At 72.5% G+C, this 24,024-nt stretch carries 22 protein-coding genes; 12 read left to right on the forward strand and 10 right to left on the reverse strand.

The genetic code is table 11. From position 1 onward, the window contains the following. The first annotated feature begins 80 nt into the window (after positions 1–80). Both WMF44_RS00695 and WMF44_RS00700 read left to right on the forward strand, forming a co-directional pair. Positions 81–2,225: an FG-GAP-like repeat-containing protein gene (locus WMF44_RS00695; protein ID WP_437297187.1), complete on the forward strand. Its 2,145-nt coding sequence runs from the start codon at positions 81–83 to the stop codon at positions 2,223–2,225. A 330-nt stretch (positions 2,226–2,555) separates the two neighbouring features. Then, positions 2,556–3,065, forward strand: a complete 510-nt coding sequence (locus WMF44_RS00700) for an RDD family protein (RefSeq protein ID WP_437297188.1) — start codon at positions 2,556–2,558, stop codon at positions 3,063–3,065. Between the two features lie 58 nt (positions 3,066–3,123). Here WMF44_RS00700 and WMF44_RS00705 read toward each other — a convergent pair whose 3' ends face one another. Beyond that, the gene (locus WMF44_RS00705) at positions 3,124–3,513 is read right to left on the reverse strand and encodes a hypothetical protein (RefSeq protein WP_437297189.1); all 390 of its coding nucleotides are present in this window, start codon (positions 3,511–3,513) and stop codon (positions 3,124–3,126) included. A 497-nt stretch (positions 3,514–4,010) separates the two neighbouring features. Between WMF44_RS00705 and WMF44_RS00710 the strand changes: the two genes are divergently transcribed. After that, positions 4,011–5,027 (forward strand): zinc-binding alcohol dehydrogenase family protein, encoded by a 1,017-nt coding sequence (locus WMF44_RS00710; protein ID WP_437297190.1) that lies wholly within the window; start codon positions 4,011–4,013, stop codon positions 5,025–5,027. 21 nt (positions 5,028–5,048) lie between these two features. Here WMF44_RS00710 and WMF44_RS00715 read toward each other — a convergent pair whose 3' ends face one another. From WMF44_RS00715 to WMF44_RS00735, 5 genes are all read right to left on the reverse strand, one after another. After that, positions 5,049–6,917 (reverse strand): hypothetical protein, encoded by a 1,869-nt coding sequence (locus tag WMF44_RS00715; RefSeq protein WP_437297191.1) that lies wholly within the window; start codon positions 6,915–6,917, stop codon positions 5,049–5,051. A 49-nt stretch (positions 6,918–6,966) separates the two neighbouring features. Beyond that, a complete protein-coding gene (locus WMF44_RS00720; protein WP_437297192.1) occupies positions 6,967–8,079 on the reverse strand; it encodes a hypothetical protein in 1,113 nt (370 codons plus the stop codon). A gap of 223 nt (positions 8,080–8,302) precedes the next feature. Then, positions 8,303–8,890: a hypothetical protein gene (locus WMF44_RS00725; RefSeq protein ID WP_437297193.1), complete on the reverse strand. Its 588-nt coding sequence runs from the start codon at positions 8,888–8,890 to the stop codon at positions 8,303–8,305. Between the two features lies 1 nt (position 8,891). Beyond that, positions 8,892–9,146 (reverse strand): YdeI/OmpD-associated family protein, encoded by a 255-nt coding sequence (locus WMF44_RS00730; protein WP_437297194.1) that lies wholly within the window; start codon positions 9,144–9,146, stop codon positions 8,892–8,894. A 141-nt stretch (positions 9,147–9,287) separates the two neighbouring features. Further along, positions 9,288–9,731: a hypothetical protein gene (locus tag WMF44_RS00735; protein WP_437297195.1), complete on the reverse strand. Its 444-nt coding sequence runs from the start codon at positions 9,729–9,731 to the stop codon at positions 9,288–9,290. A 277-nt stretch (positions 9,732–10,008) separates the two neighbouring features. On the opposite strand from WMF44_RS00735, the gene WMF44_RS00740 reads away from it, so the two are divergent. The 6 genes from WMF44_RS00740 (at position 10,009) to WMF44_RS00765 (ending at position 14,728) form a co-directional block, all read left to right on the forward strand. Then, positions 10,009–10,917: a hypothetical protein gene (locus WMF44_RS00740; protein WP_437297196.1), complete on the forward strand. Its 909-nt coding sequence runs from the start codon at positions 10,009–10,011 to the stop codon at positions 10,915–10,917. A gap of 2 nt (positions 10,918–10,919) precedes the next feature. Then, complete coding sequence (locus tag WMF44_RS00745; RefSeq protein ID WP_437297197.1) at positions 10,920–11,696, forward strand: hypothetical protein; 777 nt, start codon at positions 10,920–10,922, stop codon at positions 11,694–11,696. Next, the gene (locus WMF44_RS00750; RefSeq protein ID WP_437297198.1) at positions 11,693–12,595 is read left to right on the forward strand and encodes a DUF692 domain-containing protein; all 903 of its coding nucleotides are present in this window, start codon (positions 11,693–11,695) and stop codon (positions 12,593–12,595) included. Before WMF44_RS00745 ends, WMF44_RS00750 begins: the two co-directional genes overlap by 4 nt. After that, a complete protein-coding gene (locus WMF44_RS00755) occupies positions 12,592–13,146 on the forward strand; it encodes a hypothetical protein (RefSeq protein ID WP_437297199.1) in 555 nt (184 codons plus the stop codon). The genes WMF44_RS00750 and WMF44_RS00755 overlap by 4 nt, the downstream gene beginning before the upstream one ends. 464 nt (positions 13,147–13,610) lie before the next feature. Then, entirely contained in the window at positions 13,611–13,754 is a 144-nt protein-coding gene (locus WMF44_RS00760) for a hypothetical protein (protein WP_437297200.1), read from the forward strand. A gap of 335 nt (positions 13,755–14,089) precedes the next feature. Next, on the forward strand, positions 14,090–14,728 hold the full coding sequence (locus WMF44_RS00765) for a hypothetical protein (protein WP_437297201.1): 639 nt from the start codon (positions 14,090–14,092) through the stop codon (positions 14,726–14,728). Between the two features lie 171 nt (positions 14,729–14,899). Here the strand turns inward: WMF44_RS00765 and WMF44_RS00770 are convergent, their stop codons facing one another. Continuing rightward, a complete protein-coding gene (locus WMF44_RS00770) occupies positions 14,900–15,124 on the reverse strand; it encodes a hypothetical protein (protein ID WP_437297202.1) in 225 nt (74 codons plus the stop codon). Positions 15,125–15,137: 13 nt separating this feature from the next. Between WMF44_RS00770 and WMF44_RS00775 the strand changes: the two genes are divergently transcribed. Further along, the gene (locus WMF44_RS00775; protein ID WP_437297203.1) at positions 15,138–16,928 is read left to right on the forward strand and encodes a hypothetical protein; all 1,791 of its coding nucleotides are present in this window, start codon (positions 15,138–15,140) and stop codon (positions 16,926–16,928) included. A 525-nt stretch (positions 16,929–17,453) separates the two neighbouring features. Here WMF44_RS00775 and WMF44_RS00780 read toward each other — a convergent pair. Continuing rightward, positions 17,454–18,455 (reverse strand): DNRLRE domain-containing protein, encoded by a 1,002-nt coding sequence (locus tag WMF44_RS00780; RefSeq protein WP_437297204.1) that lies wholly within the window; start codon positions 18,453–18,455, stop codon positions 17,454–17,456. Between the two features lie 598 nt (positions 18,456–19,053). Here WMF44_RS00780 and WMF44_RS00785 point away from each other — a divergent pair. Together WMF44_RS00785 and WMF44_RS00790 are read left to right on the forward strand one after the other, a co-directional pair. Next, positions 19,054–19,191 carry a hypothetical protein gene (locus WMF44_RS00785; protein ID WP_437297205.1) on the forward strand — a complete coding sequence of 46 codons (138 nt, stop codon included), beginning with the start codon at positions 19,054–19,056 and terminating at the stop codon, positions 19,189–19,191. Between the two features lie 9 nt (positions 19,192–19,200). Continuing rightward, on the forward strand, positions 19,201–22,086 hold the full coding sequence (locus WMF44_RS00790) for a poly(A) polymerase (protein ID WP_437297206.1): 2,886 nt from the start codon (positions 19,201–19,203) through the stop codon (positions 22,084–22,086). A gap of 13 nt (positions 22,087–22,099) precedes the next feature. Here the strand turns inward: WMF44_RS00790 and WMF44_RS00795 are convergent, their stop codons facing one another. Beyond that, the gene (locus tag WMF44_RS00795; protein ID WP_437297207.1) at positions 22,100–22,867 is read right to left on the reverse strand and encodes a thaumatin family protein; all 768 of its coding nucleotides are present in this window, start codon (positions 22,865–22,867) and stop codon (positions 22,100–22,102) included. A 128-nt stretch (positions 22,868–22,995) separates the two neighbouring features. Then, positions 22,996–23,991, reverse strand: coding sequence for a hypothetical protein (locus tag WMF44_RS00800; protein WP_437297208.1), 996 nt, complete (start codon positions 23,989–23,991; stop codon positions 22,996–22,998). Between the last annotated feature and the right edge of the window lie 33 nt (positions 23,992–24,024).

Genomic DNA, 24,024 nt, shown 5'->3' on the forward strand with positions numbered 1-24,024 from the left:
AGAGCTCGTTGCGCGGCGGGAGGCGGCGGCAATTGGCGCCCATCGCGACGCCTCGCTGCCTGTGGTGCTAGGTTGAGACCATGACGATGAGGTCGAGTCGCGCCCTGTTTGCGGTTGCCGTCTCTGCGTTGCTCGGCGCATGCGGTGGGGAAACAGCGCCCTCCACCCCGGAGGCGGGCGGGACGACGGGCTCGCCCGCCGGCGGTACGGGGACAGGCGGCGTGGACGCGAGCAGCAGCGCGGCGGGCACAGGCGGCGCGGACGCGAGCAGCAGCGCGGCGGGCACAGGCGGCGCGGACGCGAGCAGCAGCGCGGCGGGCACAGGCGGCGCGGACGCGAGCAGCAGCGCGACGGGGGGAGGGACAGGCGGCGCGGGGTCTGTGCAGCTCACGGGAGCCGTCGAGAAGGGGCCGTTCGTGGTCGGCTCATCGGTGGTGATCTCGGTCCTCGGTCATGATCTGACCCCGACGGGACAGACGTTCATCACGGCGACGGACGACGACCTTGGACATTTCGAAGTGGCTCTCGCCCACCCCGGTCCGGTCTCGATCGTGAGCGAAGGATTCTACTACAACGAGGTCACCGGCCGCCTCTCGGACGCCCCGCTGACGCTGCGCGCGCTGTTCGACGTCGCCGGCAATGCACCGGAGCAGACCGCGTACGTCAACCTGATCACGCACCTCGGCTACGAGCGGGCCAGGCGGCTCGCCGAGGGCAGCGGGGATCTCACGGCTGCGGTCGAGCAGGCAGAGGGCGAGCTCCGCGCCGCGCTGGGCATCGGCCCGGCAGGTTTCGACCCCCACGCGAGCGGCGTCGAGATGAACGCTCTCGGGGGCGATGGCGACGCCAACGCGTACCTCCTCGCCGTCGGCGCCGTCGTGCTCAAGGCAGCCCTCCTCGAGGCGGGTGAGCACGGCTCGGTCGACGCGGCGGTGCAGGAGCTCGTGAACCAGCTCTCGCTCGACCTGGCGAGCGACGGCGCGCTCGACCCCGCGCTCGTCGCGGAGCTCGCCGGCGCGGCCTCGGCGCTGGATCGCTACGAAGTGAAAGATCTCCTCGGCGAGCGGATCGAGGAGCTGGGCTCGACCGCCGAGGTGCCGGATATCGACAGGTTCTTCGACGAGGACGGGGACGGTGTCTACGACGCCGAGGATACCTGTCGCCTCGTACCGAACCCGAGCCAGTCGCCGCTGAACGCGGTCTGCTCGGTCAAGAAGGTCCGCGTCTCCGAGCCCCTCGAGGGCGGCAGCCTGACCGCGATCTTCGTCCGCGACGCCGATCAGGACGGCCGCGCCGACGTCATCGTCGGCAATGTCGGCGGTGGTTCGGGCGAGGGGCTGGGCGTGCTGCGCGGCAAGGGGACGGGGCGGCTGGAAGAGCCCGTCTGGGCGCTGCCACCCAGGGATTATTATCCCGCGGCGGTCGTCGCCGACTTCAACGAGGATGGCGATCCCGACGTCGCGGCGGAGGTGTGGGGCCTGTCGCTCGCCGTGGGGGGGCCGGGAGCGACGTTTCTGCCCGCGGTCGAGATCGATCCGGCGAGCGCGCTCTGCCTGGCGACCGCCGATTTCGACGGGGATGGGCATCAAGATCTCGCTTCCGGCGGCGCTTCGGGCGTGACCATCTTCCTGGGGGACGGCGCGGGCGGGTTCGTGGCGGCAGCGACGGTGCCCGCCGACTCTCCGGTTGCGCTCGCCGTGGGGGACTTCGACGCCGACGGCAACGCGGATCTGGCGGCGGCCCACTGGGACCAGAAGAAGGTCAGCGTCTGGCTCGGCGACGGGGCGGGGGGCCTCGATTCACCGACCTCCTTCGCGATGCCTTCCAAGGCGTCGTCGGTGTCCGTCGGGGACTTCGACGGCAACGGCGACCAGGACCTTGTCGTGGCCATGATTGACGGGAGGCTGCGCGTGCTCGTCGGCGACGGCGCGGGTGGCTTCACCCAGGGGCCCGAGCACCAGGTGTCGGCGAATCACCATGCGAGGACCGCGATGGCCGACTTCACCGGCGACGGGAGAGACGATGTCGTCGCGAACTGGGCCATGGACGGCATGATCCACCTCCTCGTCAGCGCGGGGACGGCGTTCGGCGAAGATCACACCTTCGACGAGGCGAACAGCCGGGAGGGGCTGTCGCTCGGTGTCGGCGACCTCAACGGGGACGAAAGGCCTGACATCGTGTACGACGACGGCGAAGCCGTGACCATGCTGGTCGTCGATCTCTGAAGCCGCAGGCTGGCTGCTTCCATCCGCGAGGCCGACGAGCTCGTGCCCTCGGCGGGCCGGGGCGCCGTGTGAGACGCGAAGGCAACGTGGAGCGTCGACTTCGTGCTCGGCGGTGAGCTCGATCCGGCGCCGCGCCACCGGTCGCCCTTGCGATCCGTCCACACTCCGAAAAGCGTGTCCAGTTTGATCGTTCCTTCATCGCCGGGCCGAATGGGCTGTCTTCACGCCGCCGCCTGCGGGGCGTAGCATGTGCCAGGGCGCGTCGACTCCAGGGCAGCCTGCCCTCGAGCGCTGCGCCGCGACGTCACCCAACCCGCATCGAGAGGTCTCATGAGTTCTCCGACCGCCCAGCCCGCCGAGAGCTACAACCCCTACGAAGCACCCAAGGCAGACGCACCCGCGGCGTTGCAACCGGAGGAGCGCTCGCGGTTGCGGCTCGCGAGCGGCGGCAGGCGGTTCGCGAACCTCATCGTCGATTACGTGGGATTGATGCTGTTCACGTTCCTCGTGGGCGTGGTCTTCGGGCTCCTCGGAGCCGCCGAGGTGTTCGAGCAGGCCAACGATACGTTGCTCGGCCTCGTGATGATGTTCGCGTACTATGTCTCGATGGAGGCGCTCTTCGGCGCCACGCTGGGCAAGCTCGTCACGGGCACGCGGGTCGTGATGGAGGACGGCAGTCGCGCCGGCCTCGGTCGGCTCGCGATCCGCACGCTGTGCCGGTTCATCCCCTTCGAGGCGTTCACGTTTCTGACGCGGCGGGGCGGCGCGCCCGTGGGTCTGCACGACCGGCTGTCGAAGACGCGCGTCATCCTCGTGCGCGGCGCTGACGACGCACGTTGAGAGGCGGTGCGCCGAGCCCCTGTAGGGACGAGCGGTGGTCGCCTCGCGACGGGGCAGGTCAGGGGACGGCCTGCTTGCGAATGCGAGCGAGAGAGCGAGAGCACTGGAGGGCCATGGCGCCGAACCCGAGAAAACAGACACCGACGTCAGACCAGCTCCGGAGGTCGAGGGCTCCGACGCGCACAAGCAAGAGGTACGCGAGGGCGAGGTTGGCCAGCGCCCAGGCGACGTTCACCGGCGGCGGCGACAGCCCCTTGAACGGCGGTGACGCGAACGGGGTCTGCAACGGCTGGCCGGACACGCCGGCGATCAAGTGGGGGAGCGCATTGGCGAGGAACGCCCCGCCGAAGAAGTACGCGACATAGACATACCAGGGCATGGTGATCTCCTCGAGCTGTTCGAGCGGAGACGGCTCTCGCACCAAGAAGTACGTTGTGGCGGCTTTCACATGCAAGGAAGAAGACAGGGCCGCCTCGGTCACGTGCCGGTGAACTTAGAGCACCGAGCACGTTGAAACCCGGAGAATTTCACGGGGAGGCGGGGAGGCGGGGAGGAAGAAGAAATGAATTTTTCCCTCTCGGCGTCGCTCGCTCCCCGCCTCCCCGCCTCCCTGTGAAATTTCTGCTTCTTCTCGTGGTTTTGACCCGTTTGTCGCTCTAGGCGTGAGATCGATCGTCGACCTCGCGCGATGTGCCGCCGTCGGCCGCGGCTGGCACGCGAGGCCAGCGCTCATGAACAAGAGAAACTGGAGTAAGCCTCTTCTCATGCCGTAGAAGTAACAGACGCAACCTGCGGAGAGTGGCAGTGACAAGGTTGCGACCGGGTCGATCTGTGAACGGCATTCACAGATCTTCGTCGCCGCGCGTGGATTGTCCGTCGCGCAGGCGAGAGTCACCTTGCGGCGCGTGACGGGGCCTCTTGCCGGTCCCGCAGAGGAGCAACGCCATGCATGCCGTAGGAGTCCACCGCTACCTTCCCATCGAGCACCCCGAGAGCCTGCTCGATCTCCAGCTGCCAGAGCCGGCGCCGAGGCCGCGCGATCTGCGCGTGCGGGTGTGCGCGGTGGCCGTGAACCCGGTCGACGTGAAGGTCCGCGCGCCGAAGCCCCGGGTCGAGAACCCGCCGCGCATCCTCGGCTGGGACGCCGCCGGCGTCGTCGAGTCGGTCGGCGCGGATGTCACCGTGTTTCGGCCGGGAGACAAGGTCTATTACGCCGGCAGCATCGCGCGGCCGGGCAGCAACGCGGAGGTGCACCTCGTCGACGAGCGCCTCGCCGCGCCGATGCCGCGGTCGCTCGGGTTCGCCGACGCGGCGGCGCTGCCGCTCACCTCGCTGACCGCGTGGGAGGGGCTCTTCGAGCGCCTCGGCGTCGACCCCGAGGGGCGCGACGCGGGGAGCTCCGTGCTCGTCCTCGGCGGCGCCGGCGGCGTGGGCTCGATGGTGGTGCAGCTCGCCAAGGCCGCAGGGCTGCGGGTCGTCGCGACCGCCTCGCGCGAGGAGAGCCGGGCGTGGGCGCGCTCCCTCGGCGCGGACGTCCTCGTCGACCACCGCGCGCCGCTCCGGCCGCAGCTCGAGGCCGCGGGGATACAGCACGTGGAGCTCATCTTCGACACGCAGAGCACCGAGGCGTGGTGGGACACGATGGCCGATCTCGTGGCGCCGCGCGGGCGCATCGTGGGGATCGTCGAGGCGAAGGCGCCGCTCGATCTCGGGAGGCTCATGTCGAAGAGCGCGACCTTCGCGTGGGAGCTGATGTTCACGCGGTCCCTCTACGAGACCGCGGACATGGCCGCGCAGCGGGCGATCCTCACGCGCGTGGCGGCGTGGGTCGACGAGGGGCGGGTCCGCACGACGCGCCGCGAGCACCTCGGCCGGATCAGCGCGGCGAACCTGCGCGCCGCCCACGCCCGCATCGAGTCGGGGCAGGCGGTGGGCAAGCTGGTGCTGGAGGGGTGGGGCTGACCGCGAGGCGCGCCGGGCACGTCAGCGGGCGAGGAGCGCGATCGCGTCCTGGATCCCGGCGTGGGTCAGCCGTACGCGGACGTCGACGCGGGCCCCGCCGGAGCCGAGCACCTCGGAGGTGACGGCGAGCGGGATCGCCACCCCGCCCCGCGCCGGCAGCGCCGCGAGCGCGGCGAGGTCCTTGGCGGCCTCGTCCAGCGCCTCCGGCGCGTCGCCGTTCGCCATGAGCAGCGTCAAGCCAGCCAGCGAGAAGAGCCCGCCGGCCAGCGCCCCGCGCCTCCGCAGCACGTCCATGTCCGGCGCCGCGCCGAGCGTGCCCTCGTCGCGCCCCGGATCCACCGCGACGCGCAGCCGGGCCACCAGGGCGGCGTCGTCCTCGCTGATCCCGAGCCACGTCCGCTGGCCGGCGGGGACGACGTAGAGGTGGGTCGTGTGCGCGGGCGGGGCGTCCTTCGTGAGCGGCCTGGAGCGGAGCTCGACATGGAGCGTCCCCGCGGGCAGCGAGGCGGGCGCGCGGACGATCGCGTGCGTCGTGTTCTGCTTGTCGTCGTCGTCCTTGCGAGCGCCGTCCTTCGGCGCGCTCCGCTTGAACCTGTCGAGCTCATCGCCGCGCTGGAGGAGCTCCTTCACCCCGGAGATCCAGGTCTGCGCCGGCTCCTCGACCGAGGCCAGCACCCACCCCTGGAGCGCGAGGCGCGCCGCCTTTCGCGCGCGCGGCGCGCCCATGTCGCGCTGGTAGGCCGCGAGCGCCTTCTCCGCCGCCGCGCCCTTCGCGCCCGCGCCGACGACGAGGGGGCCGCCCGTGAGGACCAGCGTCTCGAGGCGATCGAGGACCTGATCGAGCCGCGTCTCGTCGTAGCCGTCGTCGATCATGTCGTCGCGCAGCGCCTTGAAGACGGCTTCCCGCAGCGGGGTGAGCTCGGCGCGCGACGCGCCCTGCGTGTGGAACGCGACCGCCGTGTCGGCCGGGAGGCGGAAGAACGCCGGCGGCGGCGCGGCGTCCTGCGCCGCGGCCGGCGCGAGGGCCAGCGTGAGGGGCGAGCGCCGGCCCGCGAAGCGCAGCGTGAGGCCGACCTCGACGTCCGCGCGGCCCCACGTGAGGTCGACGTTCAACCGCTCGATGTCGCGCAGGAACCCCGCGGCGAGCTCCTCGCCCAGCGCCCCCGCGCGGCCGTCGTCCTCGTCCGCGTCGCCCGCGGCGCTCGCCTCCTCCACGGCCTGGCGGAGGGTCCGCTCCGAGAGCTCGATCCGCGCGTCCGCGTCGAGCGGCTCCCGGGCCACGACCTGGACGAGGTAGGCCGCGGCGGTCTCGATGTCCTCCACGTCCGCGCTGCAGAGCAGGCGCGCGCCGTCCCGCCGCTCGCCCGGATCGAACGCGCAGGCCCAGGGCGGCGCCTCCTCGTCGGGCTCGGCGTTGCGCGCGCGCTCGACGCGCAGCAGGCCCGGGTGCCCCTCGAGCTCCTTGAGCACGAAGCGATCGGCCAGCCGCGGCACCTCCTGCTCCGCGACCGACAGGGAGGCCACGACGTGATCGCCCGTGGTGCCCAGGAAGGCGACGTCGATCGGCCTGTCCAGATCGACGATCTCGGCGAGGTCCGGGCCCACCGCTGCTTCGAGCATCTTCGTGGGGTCCGTCGAGCCCATGGTGAACACGAGCGCGCTGCTCGGCAGGGGCTGCGCGGCGTTGGCCCAGGTCCGCTTCGGATGGGCGATCCTCAGCACGAAGGCGAGCTCTGCCAACGCGCTCGCGGGCTGCGCCGCCGCGACCGCGGGCGCGGCGGCGGCCGGGCGCGGCGCCACGGGCAGCGACGCGACGGGAGCACGCTGGGGAGCCGGGGCGCCGGCGCACGCGGTGAGGAGGGCGATGGGGAGGAGGGCGGCGCGCTTCATGGAGGGCGCCGATCGTCGCGCTCGAACCGGGCCCCTGGCAAGCGGGGTGTTACTTCGGGAGCTTCATCACCGTGCCTGCGGCGCTGTTCGTCCAGTAGACGCTTGTCGCGTCCACGGTGATGCCCAGCGGATGATCTTGCCCCGTCGCGAGCGTCTCGGGATCGCCGCCTCGGATGGGCACCTTCTTCACGGTGCCGTCGTCGTTCGTCCAGTACACGCTCTCGGCGTCGATCGCGAGCTTCCGCGGGTTGCGCTGCCCCTCCGCGAGCGCGACGGGGGTGCCGCCCTCGAGCGGGGCCTTCATCACCGTGCCTCCGTCGTTGGTCCAGTAGACGGCGGCGGCGTCCACGGCGATGTCCTGCGGCCTGACCTGCTCGTCCGCGAGCGCGCTCGGGGCGCCGCCCGCGACAGGCACCTTCATCACCGTGCCTCCTTCGTTCACCCAGTAGACGTGGGTCGCGTCGACGGCGATGCCGAGCGGGGAGTCTTGCCCCTCCGCGAGCGCGACCGGCGCGCCTCCCGCGACGGGCACCTTCATGACCGTGCCCTGGTCGGCGCTCGTCCAGTAGACGTTCTCGGCGTCGACCGCGATGCCCATGGCGTATGTCTGCCTGTCCGCGAGGATCGTGGAATCGCCCTCGTACGTCGCCTGCATGATGATATCGAGGCCGGAGTCGGTGAAATAGATCTGGCCAGCGGCGTCGAGCGTGATGCTCTGGGGGGCGAAGGGGGGGTCTCCCATGAAGAGGAACTCCGCATTGCCGCCGCGGACAGGCACCGTCATCACCTGTCGAGCGAGGGGATCGACCCAGTACGCGGTGGTGTCGTCGACCGCGATGTCCGTCGGCTCGACGCCGCCCGACGCCAGGAGGAGGGGCTGGCAGCGCGACGCCACGCACGGCGCTCCCAGGCAATAATGGCCGCAAGCGCCGCAGTGCTCCGGATCGGACGTCCTGTCCACGCAGGCGCCGCCGCAGAAGGACAGGCCGTCCTGGCAGCCGGGCGCGTCGTCGCCTCCGGTCCCCGCCGCGGCCACGGCGCCGCCTCCGCCCCCGCCGGAGGTCCCCGAGCTCGTGGCGTCGGAGCTCCCAGGAGCGAAGTCCCGAGCTTCGGGGCTGCACGCGGACAAAGCAAGCACGCTCATCAGGAGAAAGCGGTTCATGGCGCGTAGTGTACACGGAACGCGGGAGCACGTCGGCAAGCCTGCCTCGGCGCGCTCGTGCCGATCGCTGCTGTCGGGCGCTGTCGTATCAGCGGGCCAGCGCGACGAGCGACTCGGGCATGCCGAGGTCGACAAGGGCCGGCCGCACGAGGGAGAAGCGCTCGAGCCAGACGCGATCGAACGCCGCCTCGCATGAGCACCCTGTCTGCGGCGGGCGCGGGCCTCAGCGCGCCGGGGTCATGCCCGTGTCGTCGAGCGCCGGCCAGGCTGGCCGGAGCGGGAGGACGAGCGCATCGAACGGCGCGGGCAGCGATACGGAGGTCGCCGCGTGCAAGCAGAACTCCCGGCCGGGCCCGAGCACCATCTGGCGCATCCACAGGCCGGCGCTCGCTTGCTCCAGGATCGGCGTGAGCCGGGCGAACAGCTCACCGTAGGACACGCCGTCGGGCTTGCCGAACCAGTGGGCGTAGCCGGGCGCGTCCAGCGCAACCCCGCCCCGCAGGCGATAGAGGCCCCCGGCCCCGCCGCCGGCGACCGCGGCGGCCGCGTCGTGCGGCGCCGAGCGGCTGGCGGAGACCGCGGCCTCGTTCAAGGCGCCGAGCGCACCGAAATCCTGTACGAGATACCAGTCCTCGTAGACGTCGCCGCCGCCGGCCGCCCACGGGGCCCCGGAGAGCCCGACGCTGAACGACCGGAGAAAGCCCGGCGCGGGCGCTCGGGCGAGCGCCGCGTGGAAGGCGCGCTGCCGGCGCTCGTACTCGCCCGCGGCGGCCTGCGGCTGCCTCCAGTGCCAGAACACGTAGGCCAGCATCTCAGGCCCTCTCCGACGCCGGGTGCTTCATGTTCATGTAAACACCGCCTGCCTCGAGCTCGTCCAGCATCTGGCGTAGGCGCTTCTCCCTGGTCTCCTGGCGCTTTGCCTGGTTGATCCACCCGATGTAATCGTTCTGCTGGTAGGCAGGGCGCTGCTTGTAAGCGTCCATCAAGCCACGCTCGTTCAGCGCGCTCTCGATGAAATCCGGCATCGGGTACCTGGGCCGCCTCAGGGCTGACGAATCGGCGCTCATGGCCTCCTCGTTATACCGGCGCCCGGCGTGGAGGTGAAGCGAATCAGGGGCGCCCGTCGGGCTCGTCGCGCGAGGGCCCGGCCGCGCAGGTCGCGGCCGGGCCCTCCTGGGAGCGGGATCGAGGGCCGCAGCCCCCGACGCTCACGGCGTGCCGACGTTGATGCTCGTGAGGATCTGATTCTTCGGGAGCGAGCAGGTGACCAGGTACGATACGTACGAGCCCTTCATGGAGTCGGGCACCGTCACGGCTTTCCAGTTCGCGCCCTGGGCGATGGTGAAGTTGAGGTTGCCGAGCTCCGTGCCGTCCCAGTTGGTGGCCGTCACGGAGCACAGGGTGGCGGGCCGGGTGGTGTCCCTGACGTTGACCTCGACATCATTGATCTTGTTCCCGGTGGTGACGAGCGGGCAGGCCACATTGACGCCTTGCAGCGCCTCGATGCCCATGGCCGGATAGTACACCCGATTGGCGTGCTCGGGGGCCTGGGCACGGCAGATCCCGCCGTGGTGGTTCTGGACCGCCGCGTCGGCGACGGCGGAAGCGCTGATGAGAGCTCCCATGAGTGCGATGCTGGTGATGGTCTTCATGAGGTCTGTCCTTTTCTGTGTACCGCGCTGGCGTGTGATGCACGGCTCCACGAGCGCTATCGGTCGGCTCGCGCCGTTCCGGGCTCGCCCCGGGCACCTCGCCGCTGTCGATTCGGGTCTATGCGCGGCCACCGCCGCCGCTGACATCCCGCGGAGAACACGGCAGAGCGCACCTGTGGGGCCGATGCCCGAGGGACACCCCGGTCGGACGCGCCCGGGGTGGTCGATGAAACTTTCACCGCCCTAGGGCGTCTCAGCTCCCCGGAGGTTCCGCCCGATGCTCCGACGTCGTGGTGTCTTGTTTACGTTCTCCCTTCTTTGCCCGGCGCTGCTCTCCGCCGGGTGTGCCCAGCCGATCGACGCTCCGGGCGCGACCGCGTACGTGCTGCTCGATCCCGCGGCGCGCGCTCGCTGGACCGTGGCCAGCGACGGCTGGGAAGGCGCGCCGATCCTGCCGGTCGCCCTCGACGTGGAGGAGACGGCCGTGCTGCGCGGCCCCGAGGGCGCGGAGCGGATCGCGCTGCGCGGGGGCATGCTCGCGCACGTCCGCGGCGCCGAGGGCGAGATCCGATGGCTCGCGCTGGGGGAGGAGGCGCGGGACGACCGCCTGACGCTGCACGCGAGCAAAGCGGCCGCGGCGGCGCTCGCGGCGCTCGTCGGCGGCGAGATCTCCCCGCGCCGCGACGGCATGTGGACGCTCACAGCGCCGGATCTGCTGGAGCGTGGCTCCTTCCTCGATCCGCCCGAGGGCGTGATCGAGGCCCTGCCCGACGCGCGGCGCGATCCCGGCGATCCCGCCGCGTTCGCGCTCTCGGCGGCGCAGGACGCCCTGGACGCGCTCGCCGCGGTGCCAGCGGCCGCCAGAGGCGGCGCGCTGGAGCCTGGCAGCGCGGAGGCAGAGCTTGTCGGCCTCTACGCCGCGGGGCCGCGGACGCTCCTCCTGGATGCGTCCGGGGGCTTCACGCTCGAGGACCGTTGCACCGGGGAGGTGGTCGCGACGGGCGAGTACTCGGCCGCGGGCGATCGCGTGATGCTGCGATCCGCGGGGGCGGCGCCGATCGTGCTGGGCCGGGATCGGGATAGGCTGATGCAGCTGGGCTGGGAGGCCTTCGTGCCGCTCGCGCCCGAGCCCTCGGGGCGCGGCGAGGCGGAGAGCGAGCTGCTCGGGAACGGCGGTGAGGAGTGACCATGAAGCGCAGGCATTTGCTGGGAGCGACTGCAGCGGGGCTCGCGGCCACCGCGTGGCCCGCGTTCATCCGCGACGCGTTCGGCGACGGCGCCGCGTGCGACGAGACGGGCAAGCCGGCGGCCGCCGCGGGGTCGCTGGTCCAGGTCTCGGCCGCGTTCCGCCGCGCCCGGCAGGCGAGCAGGGCGCTGCTCGTCTTCGTCATCCCCGCCGACGACAGCGCCAAGTGGGAGCGCGGCCACGCGTTCGGCGAGCTGCTCAACTTCGGCGCGGACGGGGATCTCGCCCCGCTCGCGGGCGTCGAGGTCGTCTGCGCGACCATGGCCGATCTGAAGAAGCTCGTGCCCGGCGCCGGCACCGGGGAGCCGCTCCTGGTGGTGGTCAGGACCGACAAGGTGCCTGTTGTCGCGACGCAGCTCGACGTGGCGATCCCGAGCTACGACGGAATGCGCCGCATGGCGGGCGGCGGCCGGGAGGAGCAGCTGAAGCACGACGACAAGGTCGCCGCGCAGCGGATCGGCGCGCTCGGGGCGCTGCTCCGGAAGGGCCTTGGCGCCGACGCGCGCGACGTGGAGGCCCGCGCCGCGAGCGTGCGCGCGCGGCTCGTGAAGGCGCCGCCCGCGGGCGCGCGCTGGGCGATCGCCAGCGGCTGCGGGATCGACGTCGAGGGGGCCGAGGACAGCGGGCTCATGGCCTGCGGCATGGGGCATGTGCCCTCCAAGTCACGGCGCTTCCTGTACTTCTTCTCGGTCGACGGGCGCGGGGCATCCACGCGTTGATCCCTGTCGGCCTCACGCTCCAGCCCGACGCGGCGTTCCTCGACCTGCTGGCCGAGGTGATCCTGCGCGACGCCGATTACTACGAGGTGGCGCCCGAGACGCTCTGGCGCGTGCCGGACGCCGCCGAGGCCGATCTCCAGGAGAACGGCTTTCACCGCCGCTTTGCCGAGCTCGCGCGCCGGTCAAACCGGCCGTTCGTCGCCCACGGCGTCGGCTGGTCGCTTGGCGGCGCCTCGGCTGCCGACGCGGGCCGGCGCGCCCGCTGGCTCGCGGCCCTCCGGCGCGACAACGCGATCTTCCGGTTCCGCTGGTACACCGATCACCTCGGGATCAGCGCGCCCGCCGGGCTCTCGACCGGGCTGCCGCTCCCGATGCCCATGAGCGCGCATGGCGCCGCGGTCGCCCGCCGCGCGCTCCGGGCGATGCAGGCCGTCGTGGAGGACGTCGGCGTCGAGAACAGCGTCAGCTACTTCGTGCTCGGCGATCCGCTGGACGAGCCGCGCTTCCTCGAGCGCATCCTGAGGGCGCCGCGGACGCACCTGCTGCTCGACCTGCACAACGTCCACACCATGGCGGAGAACTTCGGCTTCGATCCGGCCGAGTACGTGGCGCGGCTCGATCTCGCCCGGGTGATCGAGATCCACCTCTCGGGTGGCGGCCCGAGCGATCCGGGCTGGCTGCCTTCGGGCCGGGTGTTGCGGCTCGACGGCCACGACGACGCCGTGCCGGAGCCGGTGTGGCGCCTCCTGGACGAGGTCGCGCCGCGCTGCCCGAACCTCCGCGGGGTGACCCTGGAGCGCATGGAGGGCACGGTGCACGGCGCGGACGACGCGGCCGCCGTGCGGGAGGAGCTCCGCCGCGCGCGGCGCGCGCTCGGCCGGCGCGGGAGGCGCGGGTGACGCGCGCGGCCCGGGGCGGCGGCGGCGGGCGCGCGGCGCGTGGCAGCGCAGGGGAGGCCCGCGGCAGGGCAGGGGAGGCCCGCGGCGGGGCAGCGGAGGCCCGCGGCAGGGCAGCGGAGGGCGCGGCGGCGCGGCCGGCGCGGCCGGCGCGGCTGAGCGCGGCGCAGGCGCACGCGCGTTACGAAGCGCTCGTGGCCCGCGCGATGACCGCCGAGGATCCCGTGGCCGCGCTGCGCGCCGCGGCCGAGGATCCGGTGCTGCCGCCCGCGCTCCGGAAGGCGCTGCTCGGCGCGGATGAGGACGGCGTGAGGATGTCGGCGCTGCTCGTGGCGCGGCTGCGCTTCGAGCGGCTCCTGCGCGGATCGCCCGAGGCGGAGGCGTGGTTCGACCGCGATCCTGCGGAGTTCAGCGCCGCGTTCCGGTGCTACCACGCCGAGGTGCCGCCCACGGCGTTCTTCCCTCCGGGCGAGGCCCGCCTGTTCCGCGGCTGGATCGAGGCGCAATCCGGCCCGCCGAGCAGGTCGACCCCGGGCAGATGCAGCTCGCCTTGAATGCCGTCGTCCAGAGGCTCGCGGGCGCAGCGGCGCCCGCTGGCGCGGCGGAGCCAGCCCTCAATTCAAATTTAGGCTATGACGCGATTGCTTAGGATGGCGTCTTCTTTGAAGAACCAGGTCGGGCAGCTGTTGTTTCGAGGCAACCTTGCTCCTTCCGCGGAGGCGCTCGCGGGGTTGGTCCGAAGGGTGCGCGATCCGGGCGGGGCGCCGGTGCAAATGCCGCCGCGCACCACGAAGCAGGGCAACCAGGTGGAACAAGCGTCAAGGGTGACGGCGGTCCCGCCGTCCGGGGATCTGCCCATCTTTGGAGTGAGGGAAGGTGGGCGCGGAATGGCAGCACGACCGCGATGCTTTCGCCCGCCCGGGTCTCGCGCGTGCCGCGTGGCTGTACGGTGGGACGGCCACCTCGAGGAGCTTGGATTTCGGATCGCTTTTGGATCTCCTAGCCCCTCCAGGAGTCGATGAACGGCACCAGCCGCGCGGCGGACGCGACGGGGCTGTGCGACGCGCACGTTCGATGGCGCAATTCAAAGGTCGTCGCGGCCGGTGACTGGGCGCGGCTCGGCCTGGCCAGGGCCAGCGCGCTGCTTGACCAGGCGGGCTAGCGCGCCGCGTTGCCTGGTGGTGCTCGTCGAGCTCAGGCCGAGGCCGGCCCTGTAATCCAGTCAGGGGACCGAGGGCCCGCCCGCGCGATCGCTCGGCGTGTAGGCCGTACGCAACTGTGCTGGTCTCCTTGACAGTGCGGGGCGGCCGTCCATTACGCTGTCTCTCCGCGATGCGATGCGTCGTCGCGGAACGACGCGATGGGGGCGGAGCTCGACGTAGCGCTCTCCTCGCGTGCTGCCCCCGGACCCGGGGCCCATGCGAAGGCTGTGTTTGTTTCGTCACCACCAACAAACCTGGACGGACCGAGCTGTCCTGAAGAGAAATGGAGATGCCGATGATGAAACCCGGTTTGAGGCCATACGCCAGACGGCTGTGCACTGGCGCATGCCTCGCGCTGCTGGCGGTGACCGTGGGGTGTGGAGGGGCCGTGATCGGAGAGGACGATACCGGGACCATGGGAGAGGACGATACCGGGACCATGGGAGAGGACGATACCGGGACCATGGGAGAGGACGATACCGGGACCATGGGAGAGGACGATGCCGGGGCGACATCACCCTCTGATATTGGCGTGTGGCCAAAGACGGTCACGTTGGCGGTGCAGAACATGGGTGAGGTCGGCGAACAGGTGCGCCTTTCAGATGGGGCCGTCTCTGATGCTGGAGACCTTGGTGTCGAATTTACGAGGTTTGTTCGTCTTCGGTCTCCGGTGGACGGGTCAGTCTGTACGGTGGGAGAGTCCTTTGCCAAGCTGGCGGACGTCCCGACGGACGCGACAGCTTGCTCCGAGTGGTGGCCGTTCGTAAATCTGAGTCATATATCGACCCATGAGAACGACGAGTCGTACCGCATCGGGCTCGGGTTGCTGGTGTGGGATGCTGAGCATGCTGCGCTCTACCGACTCCGGGTGCTGGGTGATTCGTATAATGCCGCTGGTTCAACAGCCACATTCGAGTACGAGCCGGTGCGTTGACGCTCCGCTGTCGTCATGATCTCCGCGGGGCCTACGGCACGCCCACGAGCAGGTGGAACGCGTCGACGACCCGTCGCTCCACGCTTCAGCGTGCCGGCTGCCCCAAACGCCGCGCTGCGCGCTGCCGCGCGCGCTGGTGTAGCCTGGCAGCGTGTGCGCCCGCCGCCTCCGTCACGCCCTCGCCCTCGCCGCGCTGGCGGCCAGCGCCGGAATCGCCGGGTGCTCGTGGTGGCCGTCCGAGGGCCCCTCCGCGCCGCGCCAGGATGTCGGGAGGGCAGGGGGGCCGTCCGCCCCGTCGTCCTCCGCGGCCTCTTCCGCCGGCTCGGCCGCGGGCGCGCCGGCGCCTGCCGCTGCGCCGCAGGAAACCCCGCCGCCAGGGCGGCCTCTCCTGCTCATCACGGACCTTGCCGTGCTCGCCGAGCTCGAGGCCGCGGGCCTCGACTTCGGCTCGGTGCTCACCGGGGCGCCGCGCGCGCCGGCCCCGCTCTCCGCCCTGTCCCGCACCGCCGAGCTCGCCTCGGTCGCGCGGGTGCTCACCGAGGATCTGCGGCAGGTCCAGCGCGCCGATCCGAGGAGCGGGACCAGCATCGCCCGCCATGCGCATCGCCTCTTCGACGAGCGGTGGCTCTCCGCGGAGAGCGCCCGCTTCGAGCTCATCGGCGTGGTGAACCGGATGGATCGGGGCCCGTTCCACGCCTCCTCGTGTGGTGAGACCCGCCTCGTGTACCGGCTGGCCTATGCCGCGAAGACCCCGGGCGGCGCGGCGGGAGCCACGCCCGCAGCGGGCGCTTCCGCCGCAACGCCCGCCCCCGCAACGCCCGCCCCCGCCGCCACGTCGCGCCTCCCGATGACCGCGTCGTTCGAGCTGCTCGCGCCCGGCGGCGACGCCCTCTCGTGCCGCCGCCTCGCGCAGGCCTGGTCGCGCGCCGCGGAGCTCTCCGGACCGGCGCTCGCCCGCTGGCTCACCTCGAGCGACGGCCCGCTCGCGCGCCCGGCCACGGATCGCGCGCACCTCGCGCGGCTCGTTGTGAACCTGCAGAGCGTCCGCTGGCCCTCCACCGTGCGCCCGGACCTCGGCGGGCACGCGGAGTACGTGCTCCGCGCCTTCCGCTGGGACGCCCGCGCCGGGCGCTACGCGCCGCTCGCCCTCGAGAACACCCCCGACGTCGCCCGGCTCTCGCGCGACCCGGCGCGGCGCGAGCGGCTGCGCGCCTGGCTATCGGCCCCCGAGAACCTCGCGCGCCTCGACGAGGGCACGGCGCTCCTGCCCGAGGAGTTCCTCGCCACGAAGGCGCTGTCGGCGACGCCCCACGGGCTCGCGCGCCGCGCCAACCGGCCCTTTCGCGTCCTGTTCGAGCCCCGCGACTTCGCCGGCGTCGACTTCGGCGGCCTCTCGCGCGTCCGCTCGCCGGAGGGGCTGCTCCGGCGGCTCGACCAGATGACGTGCCCCGGGTGCCACCAGAGCGGGTCCGTCGCCGGCTTCCACCTGCTCGGGCAGGAGCCCCCGGGCCGCGTCCACGACGCGCTGTTCACCGTCGAGTCCGCGCACCTCGCGGGCGATCTCCCGCGCCGGCGGGCGGTGGTCGAGGCCATCGCGCGGGGCGCCGCCCCGGACCACGAGGTGCCGTATCCCGAGCGAGGCGACGGCGCGCGCGGCGGGTACGGCGCGCGCTGCGGGCTGGGCGATCCGAGCTTCGCGGGCTGGGCCTGCGCGGAAGGGCTCGTGTGCTCCGCGTACGACGCGCCCCTGGAGGACCGCGCGACCGTCGGCGTCTGCCTGCCGGCGGCGCCGGAGGTCGGCGACCCGTGCCAGGTCGGCGCCGTCGTCCCCCACGCCGACCCGCACCGCGATCGCGCCGCGGCGGCGCAGCCCGGGGCGTGCCCGCCCGCGGCGGTGTGCAACACGAGCCCCGTCGGGTTCCCCGGCGGCATGTGCACGAGCAGCTGCGTCGCGCTCCCGGAGGAGGGCGTCTGCGGCGCCATCGCCGTGCTCGACCCGTTCAACCGCTGCCTCGCCCGCGGGACGGTGTTCACCGAGTGCCTGAGCCGCCACGTCACGCCCGCGGGCCTGCGGCGCTGCTCGAGCGAGGCGCCCTGCCGCGAGGACTACGTGTGCGCCAGGACGAGCTCGGGCGAGGGCGCCTGCATCCCGCCGTACTTCCTGTTCCAGCTCCGGGTCGACGGCCACGCAGTGCCGTGACCCGCCCGGCGCCCCGCGGCGTCGGGGTGCGGCAGCACGCAGTCGCCGGCCCTCTGGATCACCCTCTGAGCGGCCTTTCGGGTGCCAATCCGCGGTGCGCTGACCCTGACGTGCGGGTGCAGCACGCGATGTGAGGGAGCACGTCAGGGGCAAAAGACGATGTCGTCGTCTTCCCCGGCGCAGGCGGCCATCGACTCCTGATCATCCCCGGACCACGAATACGCGTCTTTGCATGCCTCTTCGAAGTACATGGCCACGGGGCTCGCGGGATCGTCGAGGCTCCCCAGGAACTGGAGCGGCTGGTCACACTTGTTGACGAAGGCCAGGGTGGACTTCCCATCACCGAGCGTGCGGCAGTCGACCTCGCCCGGATTGATGGGCGGCTGGCCTGTCGACGCGCTGCTGGCTTCGCTCGACGAGGCTCCGCCGGTCGCGCTGGACGCGGGGGAGCACGCCCCGAAACCCGCCGGAACCCGGTCAGAGGGGGCCTTGCGCCAGGTCGGCGAGGTCGACGGTTCGCGGTCGCTAGTTCGCGCAGACGACGTCGGTGACGCCGCGGACCGCGCACCCGTCGCCCCAGTTCCGATCGATGCTCCCGCGGTAGTGGAACAGGTGGCAATTGTCGAACTCGGTGCACGGCGCGTCCGCGCCGTACGACACGAGCTGGGAGTAGCCGTTGACCTCACACGCCCAGAGCGCGCACGTGGCCGCGTCGCCGCAGCCGTTCCAGCCTTCACACATGCCGTGATGCCCGTAGGCCTCCCCTGGCGTGGTGATCATCACGCCCTCCGGGGGACAGGCGGCGCAGGGGCCGCCGCAGTCGACGCCGGACTCCCCCTGGTTCTGGACGCCGTCGTCGCAGGTCGGCGCCGTATAACAGACGCTCAGCAGGGGTCGCCTCGCCGCGTTCGGCTCCTCGCTGCTCTTGAACTCGGTCTTCAGGACCAGATCCTCCTCGAGCGCGATGCCATGGTTGTCGCCGGCGTCGGACCAGCCCTGGACGAGCGCCGTCAGATCGGCCGTGACGAAGCCGGCGAGCTGGCTGCGCGCCGTGATCGTGCTCGCGACGGCCGCGTCGTAGCCGCTGGCCGAGCTCTCCCACGTCGCCGTCGCCTCCGACCAGGGCGCCGTCACCTGGTGCACGCGCACCGCGCTCTCGCCGTCCCTCCAGACCTGGTAGAGCTGCAGGGTGGCCGAGTCGATGACCGAGTCCGCGGGGATGAACCCGAGATCGAACTTGAGGAGCGAGCGCTTCTCGCTGCCGCTCGACAGGCCGCTGTACAGCAGCAGGCCGGCGCCGCCCGTGTAATTCGGCGCCGCGGCGTCGATGAACGTGTCCTCGACAGCTCTGCCGGGCAGCCCGCGCTGGACGTCCACGCACACCGACAGCGCTTGCGTCGCCCGGCCCACACGCTCGCCGGGCTCGCCGCCGAAGTCTGCTGTTTCACCGGCGGTGCTCGCGTCGCACGCGGCGAGGCTCAGCGTCGAAATGGCCCCGAGAATCGTGATTTTGATGGTATTTTTCATCCCAGCGCTCCTTCGCCCAAAGGCGGATCCGTCCCCTGATGCCGCTGCCTGCCTCCCCGACGCGGAACACCAAGCGATGTCGCGCGACCTCGATTGCCGAGATTCGTGAACGGAACACAGAGCGGCAACATTCAACGTACCAACGCCCATGGCGCTGTGTCAACGAGCACGTCGAGGCGTCGTGAGAGAGAAGTCGACGGGTGTATCCATGTGGACTGCTAATATCGCGACCTGGTGGAATCGGTTCGGTTGAGCTGCGAGCTGCGAGCCGCGAGCCGCAGATGTCTCGGCCCGACAGGAGCGGTGTACGGCGCCGCCTGGCGCGGAAAGGGCCGCCCTGATGGTCGCGCAAGGCCGCTTTGGTCTTCGCAGACGACCTCCCAGACCCCCGTCGGTCCGTCGCGTCGCGAACGGCGAACCAATAGCGGCCTTCTTGTCGTGAGGCGATGAGTCTGCGTCGGAGTGAGTCGTCGATTGCCTTTCGACGGCGCGTGTTCATGGCACGTCCCGCGCTGCGGCCCGCGGCGCTGGCGAAAAGCGCCCGGGGGCCCTCCGTCTCCCTGGCGCTGCTCACGGCGCAGGCGGCGCGCGGTGCGCGATGCGCGATGCGCGATGCGCGATGCAGATCGAGCGGTTCGCGCTGCCCTGCCCGGGCGAGGCGCGCCGCCTCTGGGACGTTGACGCCGAGGGCCGCATCGCAGACGCTCAAGGCAAGCTCCTCGGCGAGGAGCCCTGAGAGAACGCCATGCGTACGAGCGAGGAGATCTACCACCGCATCCGCTGGGATGCGCGCCTCGATCCCGCGCGCTTCGTGATGGGCATCGACGTGCACGCGGCGGAGCCCAAGCGCGTCCCGCTGCCGGCCTTCGTGCCGGGGGGCGATCTGCCCTGGCATCGGGTCGTGTACATCGAGGCCGAGGGCGAGAGGGTCTGGGATCGTCAGACGGGCCTCGACTCCCTCGACACGACGCAGGCCGGCCGGGTGCGCGCGCCGCAGCGGCTGCGGCCGCCGTTCTTCACGGCGCGCGCGGCCATGCGCTGGGAGGCGGCGGAGGGCCGCTGGGCGCCGGCCGAGGCCGCGGCGCCCCGGTTCACGGCGGGAGCGAGCGCGCGGCTGCGCGTCCTCTCGTGGAACACGCTCTGGGACCGCCACGACGCCGAGCGAATCCACACCGCGCGGCGCCGGCCGCTGCTGGTCGAGGCGCTCGGCCGCGCCGACGCCGACGTGATCGCGCTGCAGGAGGTCGAGCTGCCGCTGCTCGATCTCCTGCTCGGCGCCGGCTGGGTCCGCGCCGGCTACACCGCCAGCGACGGGCCGCGCGGGCGCGACGTCGAGACCTGCCACCTCCTGCTCCTGAGCCGGCTGCCCGTGCTCGAGGTGGGGTGGCACGCCCTGGGGAAGTACAAGGCCGCCGTCGCGATGACGCTGGCGCTCGCGGGAGAGCCGCTCGTCGTGGTGACCACGCACCTCACGAGCGACCACGCGGAGGAGGGGGCACGGAAACGCGCGGCCGAGCTGGAAGAGCTCGCCGTGGGCCTCTCCGCCGTCGAGGGCGATCTGGTGCTGCTGGGCGACCTCAATGACGGCGGGCCGGGTCCCGCGTCGAAGCTCGGCCTCGTGGACGCCTGGCTGGAGGCCCGCGGCGCCGGGGACGAGGCGCCCACGTTCGATCCCACCGTCAACCCGCTGGCCGCTGTCTCGTCGCTGACCGGCCGCGCCTCCCGGCTGGATCGCGTGATGTTTCGCGGGGCGGCGCTGCGCCCGATCACCGCCGACCTGGAAGGGACGACGCCGCTTCCGCCGGATGGCCTGTTCCTGTCCGACCATTACGGCGTCCGTGTCGAGCTCTCCGCCGGCGAGGCGCCCGGCGAGGTCCTCGACGTGGCGACGACCGCGCGCACGGCCCTCGCGTGGGTGCCGCCCGAGCCGCTCTGGCCCGAGATCCAGGCCATCCGCGCGCTCCACGACCCGCAGATCGACCGCTGGCCGCCGCACGTGAACCTCCTGTTCGGCTTCGTGCCCGAGTCGAGCTTCGAGGCGGCGCTCCCGCTCCTGTCGGCCGCCGCGCGCGAGGTCGGCCCGTTCCCCGCGGTGCTGGAGGGTACGCGCTCGTTCCGGCACGGCGCGGACGCCACCGTCTGGCTCGACCCCGCCGCGGGCGGCAAGGATCCGTGGGCGCGGCTGCATCAGGCGCTGGCGCGCCGCTTTCCGCGGTGCGTGGGGCGCGCCGAGGGGTATACGCCCCACCTGACCCTGGGCCGCGCGGACGACCCGGCGCGCGTGCAGCCCGGCTGGGCCGCGCAGCTCGGCCGCCGCGAGGCCGCGGTCGGCGAGCTGGTCCTGCTGTCGCGGCGCGGCGCCGAGCCGATGCAGGTGCGGGCCTCGGTCGCGCTGGGCAGCGGCGCGGTGCGCTGGGCGGCCGAGCCCGCGCCGGCCGCGTCCCCCCGCGCTCCGAAGCCCGACCGCGCGCCAGCGCTCGTGGCCCGGCTGAAGGCGGCCCTGCCCGGGGGCGCGCTCCACGTCACGGGCTCGCGGCGGCTCGGCTGCGCGCTGCCTGGCGCGGACCTCGACCTCGTCGCCGCCCTGCCGGGGCCCATCGATCTCGACGCCGTCGAGGTCCAGGTGCGCTCGGCCCTGCCCGAGGCGTCGACCGTGCGGCGTGTGCAGGCGATCCGCGTGCCGCGCCTCGAGCTCGGCGCGGTCGGCCTGGACGCGGACCTGACGCTCGTCGACGCGGGCGCGGTGCGACCCGAGCACGCCGTCGCGCGGCGCCTCGAGCTGGGCGAGGCCGCCGCGGTGGCCCTGAGCGCGGTCACCGACGCCGACGCGCTGCTCGAGGCTGTCGATGCGGCGTCCGCTCCCTCCGCCGCTCCTCGGCGCCGCGAGGCATTCCTGGCGCTGGCCCGCGCCGTCAAGGCATGGGCTCGCGCAAAGGGCATCGACGCTGCGCCGTTCGGTGGTCTGCCGGGCATCGCATGGCTCGTCCTGGCCGCGCGGGTCGTCTGCGACGCCCCGGACCTGGAGCCCAGGCCCCTGCTGTCCCGCTTCTTCGCCACCTGGGCAGCCTGGGATTTTCGCCGGCCCATCGCGCTGGATCCTTCGGCTCCGGCGGTCGGCACGCCCGGGGATCCCGTGCGCATCGCGACGCCGACGGCGCCCGTGCGCTCGTGCAGCGATACCGTCGGCGCCGCCGCCCTCGCGACGCTGTCCGACGAGCTGTACTCCGCCTGGGAAGCCGTGGAGTCGGCCCTGGCCGCCGGCCGCGATCCGCTGCCCGATCTGCTCGCGCCCCCGCCGCTGCACCGGCACCACGCCGCCTGGGCCGTGATCACCGTCGAGGCGCCCGAACCCGAGGGCCTGGCTTCCGGCCTCGGCTGGGTGCGCGGCCGGATCCGCGCGCTGCTCTCGTCCTTCGAGCGCGCCGGGGTCAGGGATCTGCGGGCCTGGCCTCATGCATTCGACAGGGGCCCGCGCCTCGCCCGCCATGCCATCGGGCTGGGCAAGAGCCCGCCTGTGGCCGCGGCCCTCGAGAAGCTCGCGGCTCCCTGGGCTGCGGGCCTGCACGGGGTGCACGTCGCGTGGGTCGAGGGCGGCGGGGTGCCGACGCTGCGCGCTGAACAGGGCGCGTGAGCGCTTCCGCACATCAGGGGCAGAACACGATGTCGTAGTCTTCCCCGGCGCAGGCGGCCATCGACTCCTGGTCGTCCCCGGACCACGAATACGCGTCCTTGCACTGCTCTTCGAAGTACGCGGCCACGGGGGTCGCGGGATCGTCCCGGTCAGGGCTCACGCAGGAGATCGTCGCGCCGCTTTCGTCCTTGTAGCGGCCCTCCTCCGGGCACTGCGCGAGCAGGCTCGTCGGGCACGACAGCGTCCGGCAGTCCGGCAGGCCGACGGGCACGATCGCCATCGGGAGGTTGTGCGCGTCCACGTGGCTGATGTTGTACCAATCGAAGTCGTTGAAATCGGTGTTGAGGGTCATCTCGGCCAGCGTGTGCCGGCCCCCGCCGGGGTCCGACCCGGCGTATGCCCAGTAGCGCAGGGACGACAGCGGCTCCTCGCTGGTGCCCACGTCGCGGCACGCGAACTGCCCCGGGCCGAGCTCCCCGCCGTCGATGAGGCTCCCCAGGAACTGAAGCGGCTTGTCGCACTTGTTGACGAAGGCCAGGGTGGACTTCCCGTCACCTGGGGTGCGGCAGTCGACCTCGCCCGGATTGACGGGCGGCTGGCCTGTCGACGCGCTGCTGGCGTCGCTCGACGACGCTCCGCCGGTCGCGCTGGACGCGGAGCTGACCGAGGTGGATCCGCCGCCCGTCGCGCCGGAGGACGTGTCCTGCTCGGAGGACCCGCAGCCGGCGTCGAGCAGCGCTATCGCGAGCAGCGCGGCCGCGGTCTTCCCATGTCGCGACATGATGGTCCTCCTTGCGGACTCGGTGGCGGGAGGAGGATGAGGATACAGAAAGCCTCGTCCACCGAGAAGCCGTGTCCTCATCGGGCCGCGAGCGCCGACCCGCGCGGACTCGGCGCCTCGGGCGTCCTTCAGGGTGCCTGGCAGGACACGCGGTGGATCGGCTCCTCTTTCCCTTCACCGACCGTCATATAGTCCCATCCGCCGGGCACCCACGCGATCGCCTCGGCCTGCTCCTCGTCGGGCGACGGCAGCACGCAGGGCAGGTCGGCCAGCGCCTGCGCCACCGTCTGATCCGGTGTCATGGGGTAGTAGAGCACGTGGGATGAGGTGCGCAGCAGCACGCCCGTGCCGTCCGGGTGGACGTCGCCGCTGGTGAAGCGCGCGCTCCCGGCGGGCGGCTCGATGGAGCCCGTCCGGACGAGCGTCGCCGGCGCGCCCGCGGCGGGCAGCGCTGGCAGCTCGTAGACGCTCGAGGTGCCCTTGTTGACCTTCGTCACGACGGTGAGCGCTCCGGTGGCGGGGTGGATGAGCAGCGTCTCCGCGTCGTGGCGTCCGCCGGGGTACGAGAGCACGAACACCTCGGCGTTCGAGGCGAGCGGCCCTCCTCCGAGCGTGTCCGGCTCCGGCACGCCGTAGATCGTATAGCTGTCGCGCTCGCCGTCGTTGTCGCCGATGTCCGCGAGGAAGAGGCAGCTGCCCCCGCCCGAACGGCAGGGCCCGCGCGCGATGTCCTCCCAGTCGACCGCGGCCGCGCCGGCCACGGTCACCTCGGCCCGCAGCGCGCCGCCGAACCCGATGGCGAAGAACCGGGCGTCATCGCCGTGGTCGTTGTGAACATAGAGCGTGTCCGGGTGCAGCCCGCTGGCGACGACACCGGAGCACTCGTCGATGTCGCCCTTCGGGAGCGCGCCGACCCGCGCGGCTCCGGTGCAACGAGGGCAGCCCGTCTCCCGCACCGCCGGCGGATCCGAGGCGCCGCAAGCCGACAGGAGCAGCGCGAGCGCCGGCGCCGCCCAGCGCGCCAAGGCGTCTGGTGCAGGCCCGCCGCACGGACGGGACGCCCGGAGGCGATCCGGCAGCGGCCGCGGGGCGCGGAGGATCTCGATCGCGGACGTCGGTGACATGCGCATCGCGGTTCGGTGCAGAGAGAGAGTTGA

Origin of the sequence: Sorangium sp. So ce426 (genome assembly GCF_051475585.1) — a bacterium.
GTDB lineage: Bacteria > Myxococcota_A > Polyangia > Polyangiales > Polyangiaceae > Sorangium > Sorangium cellulosum_B.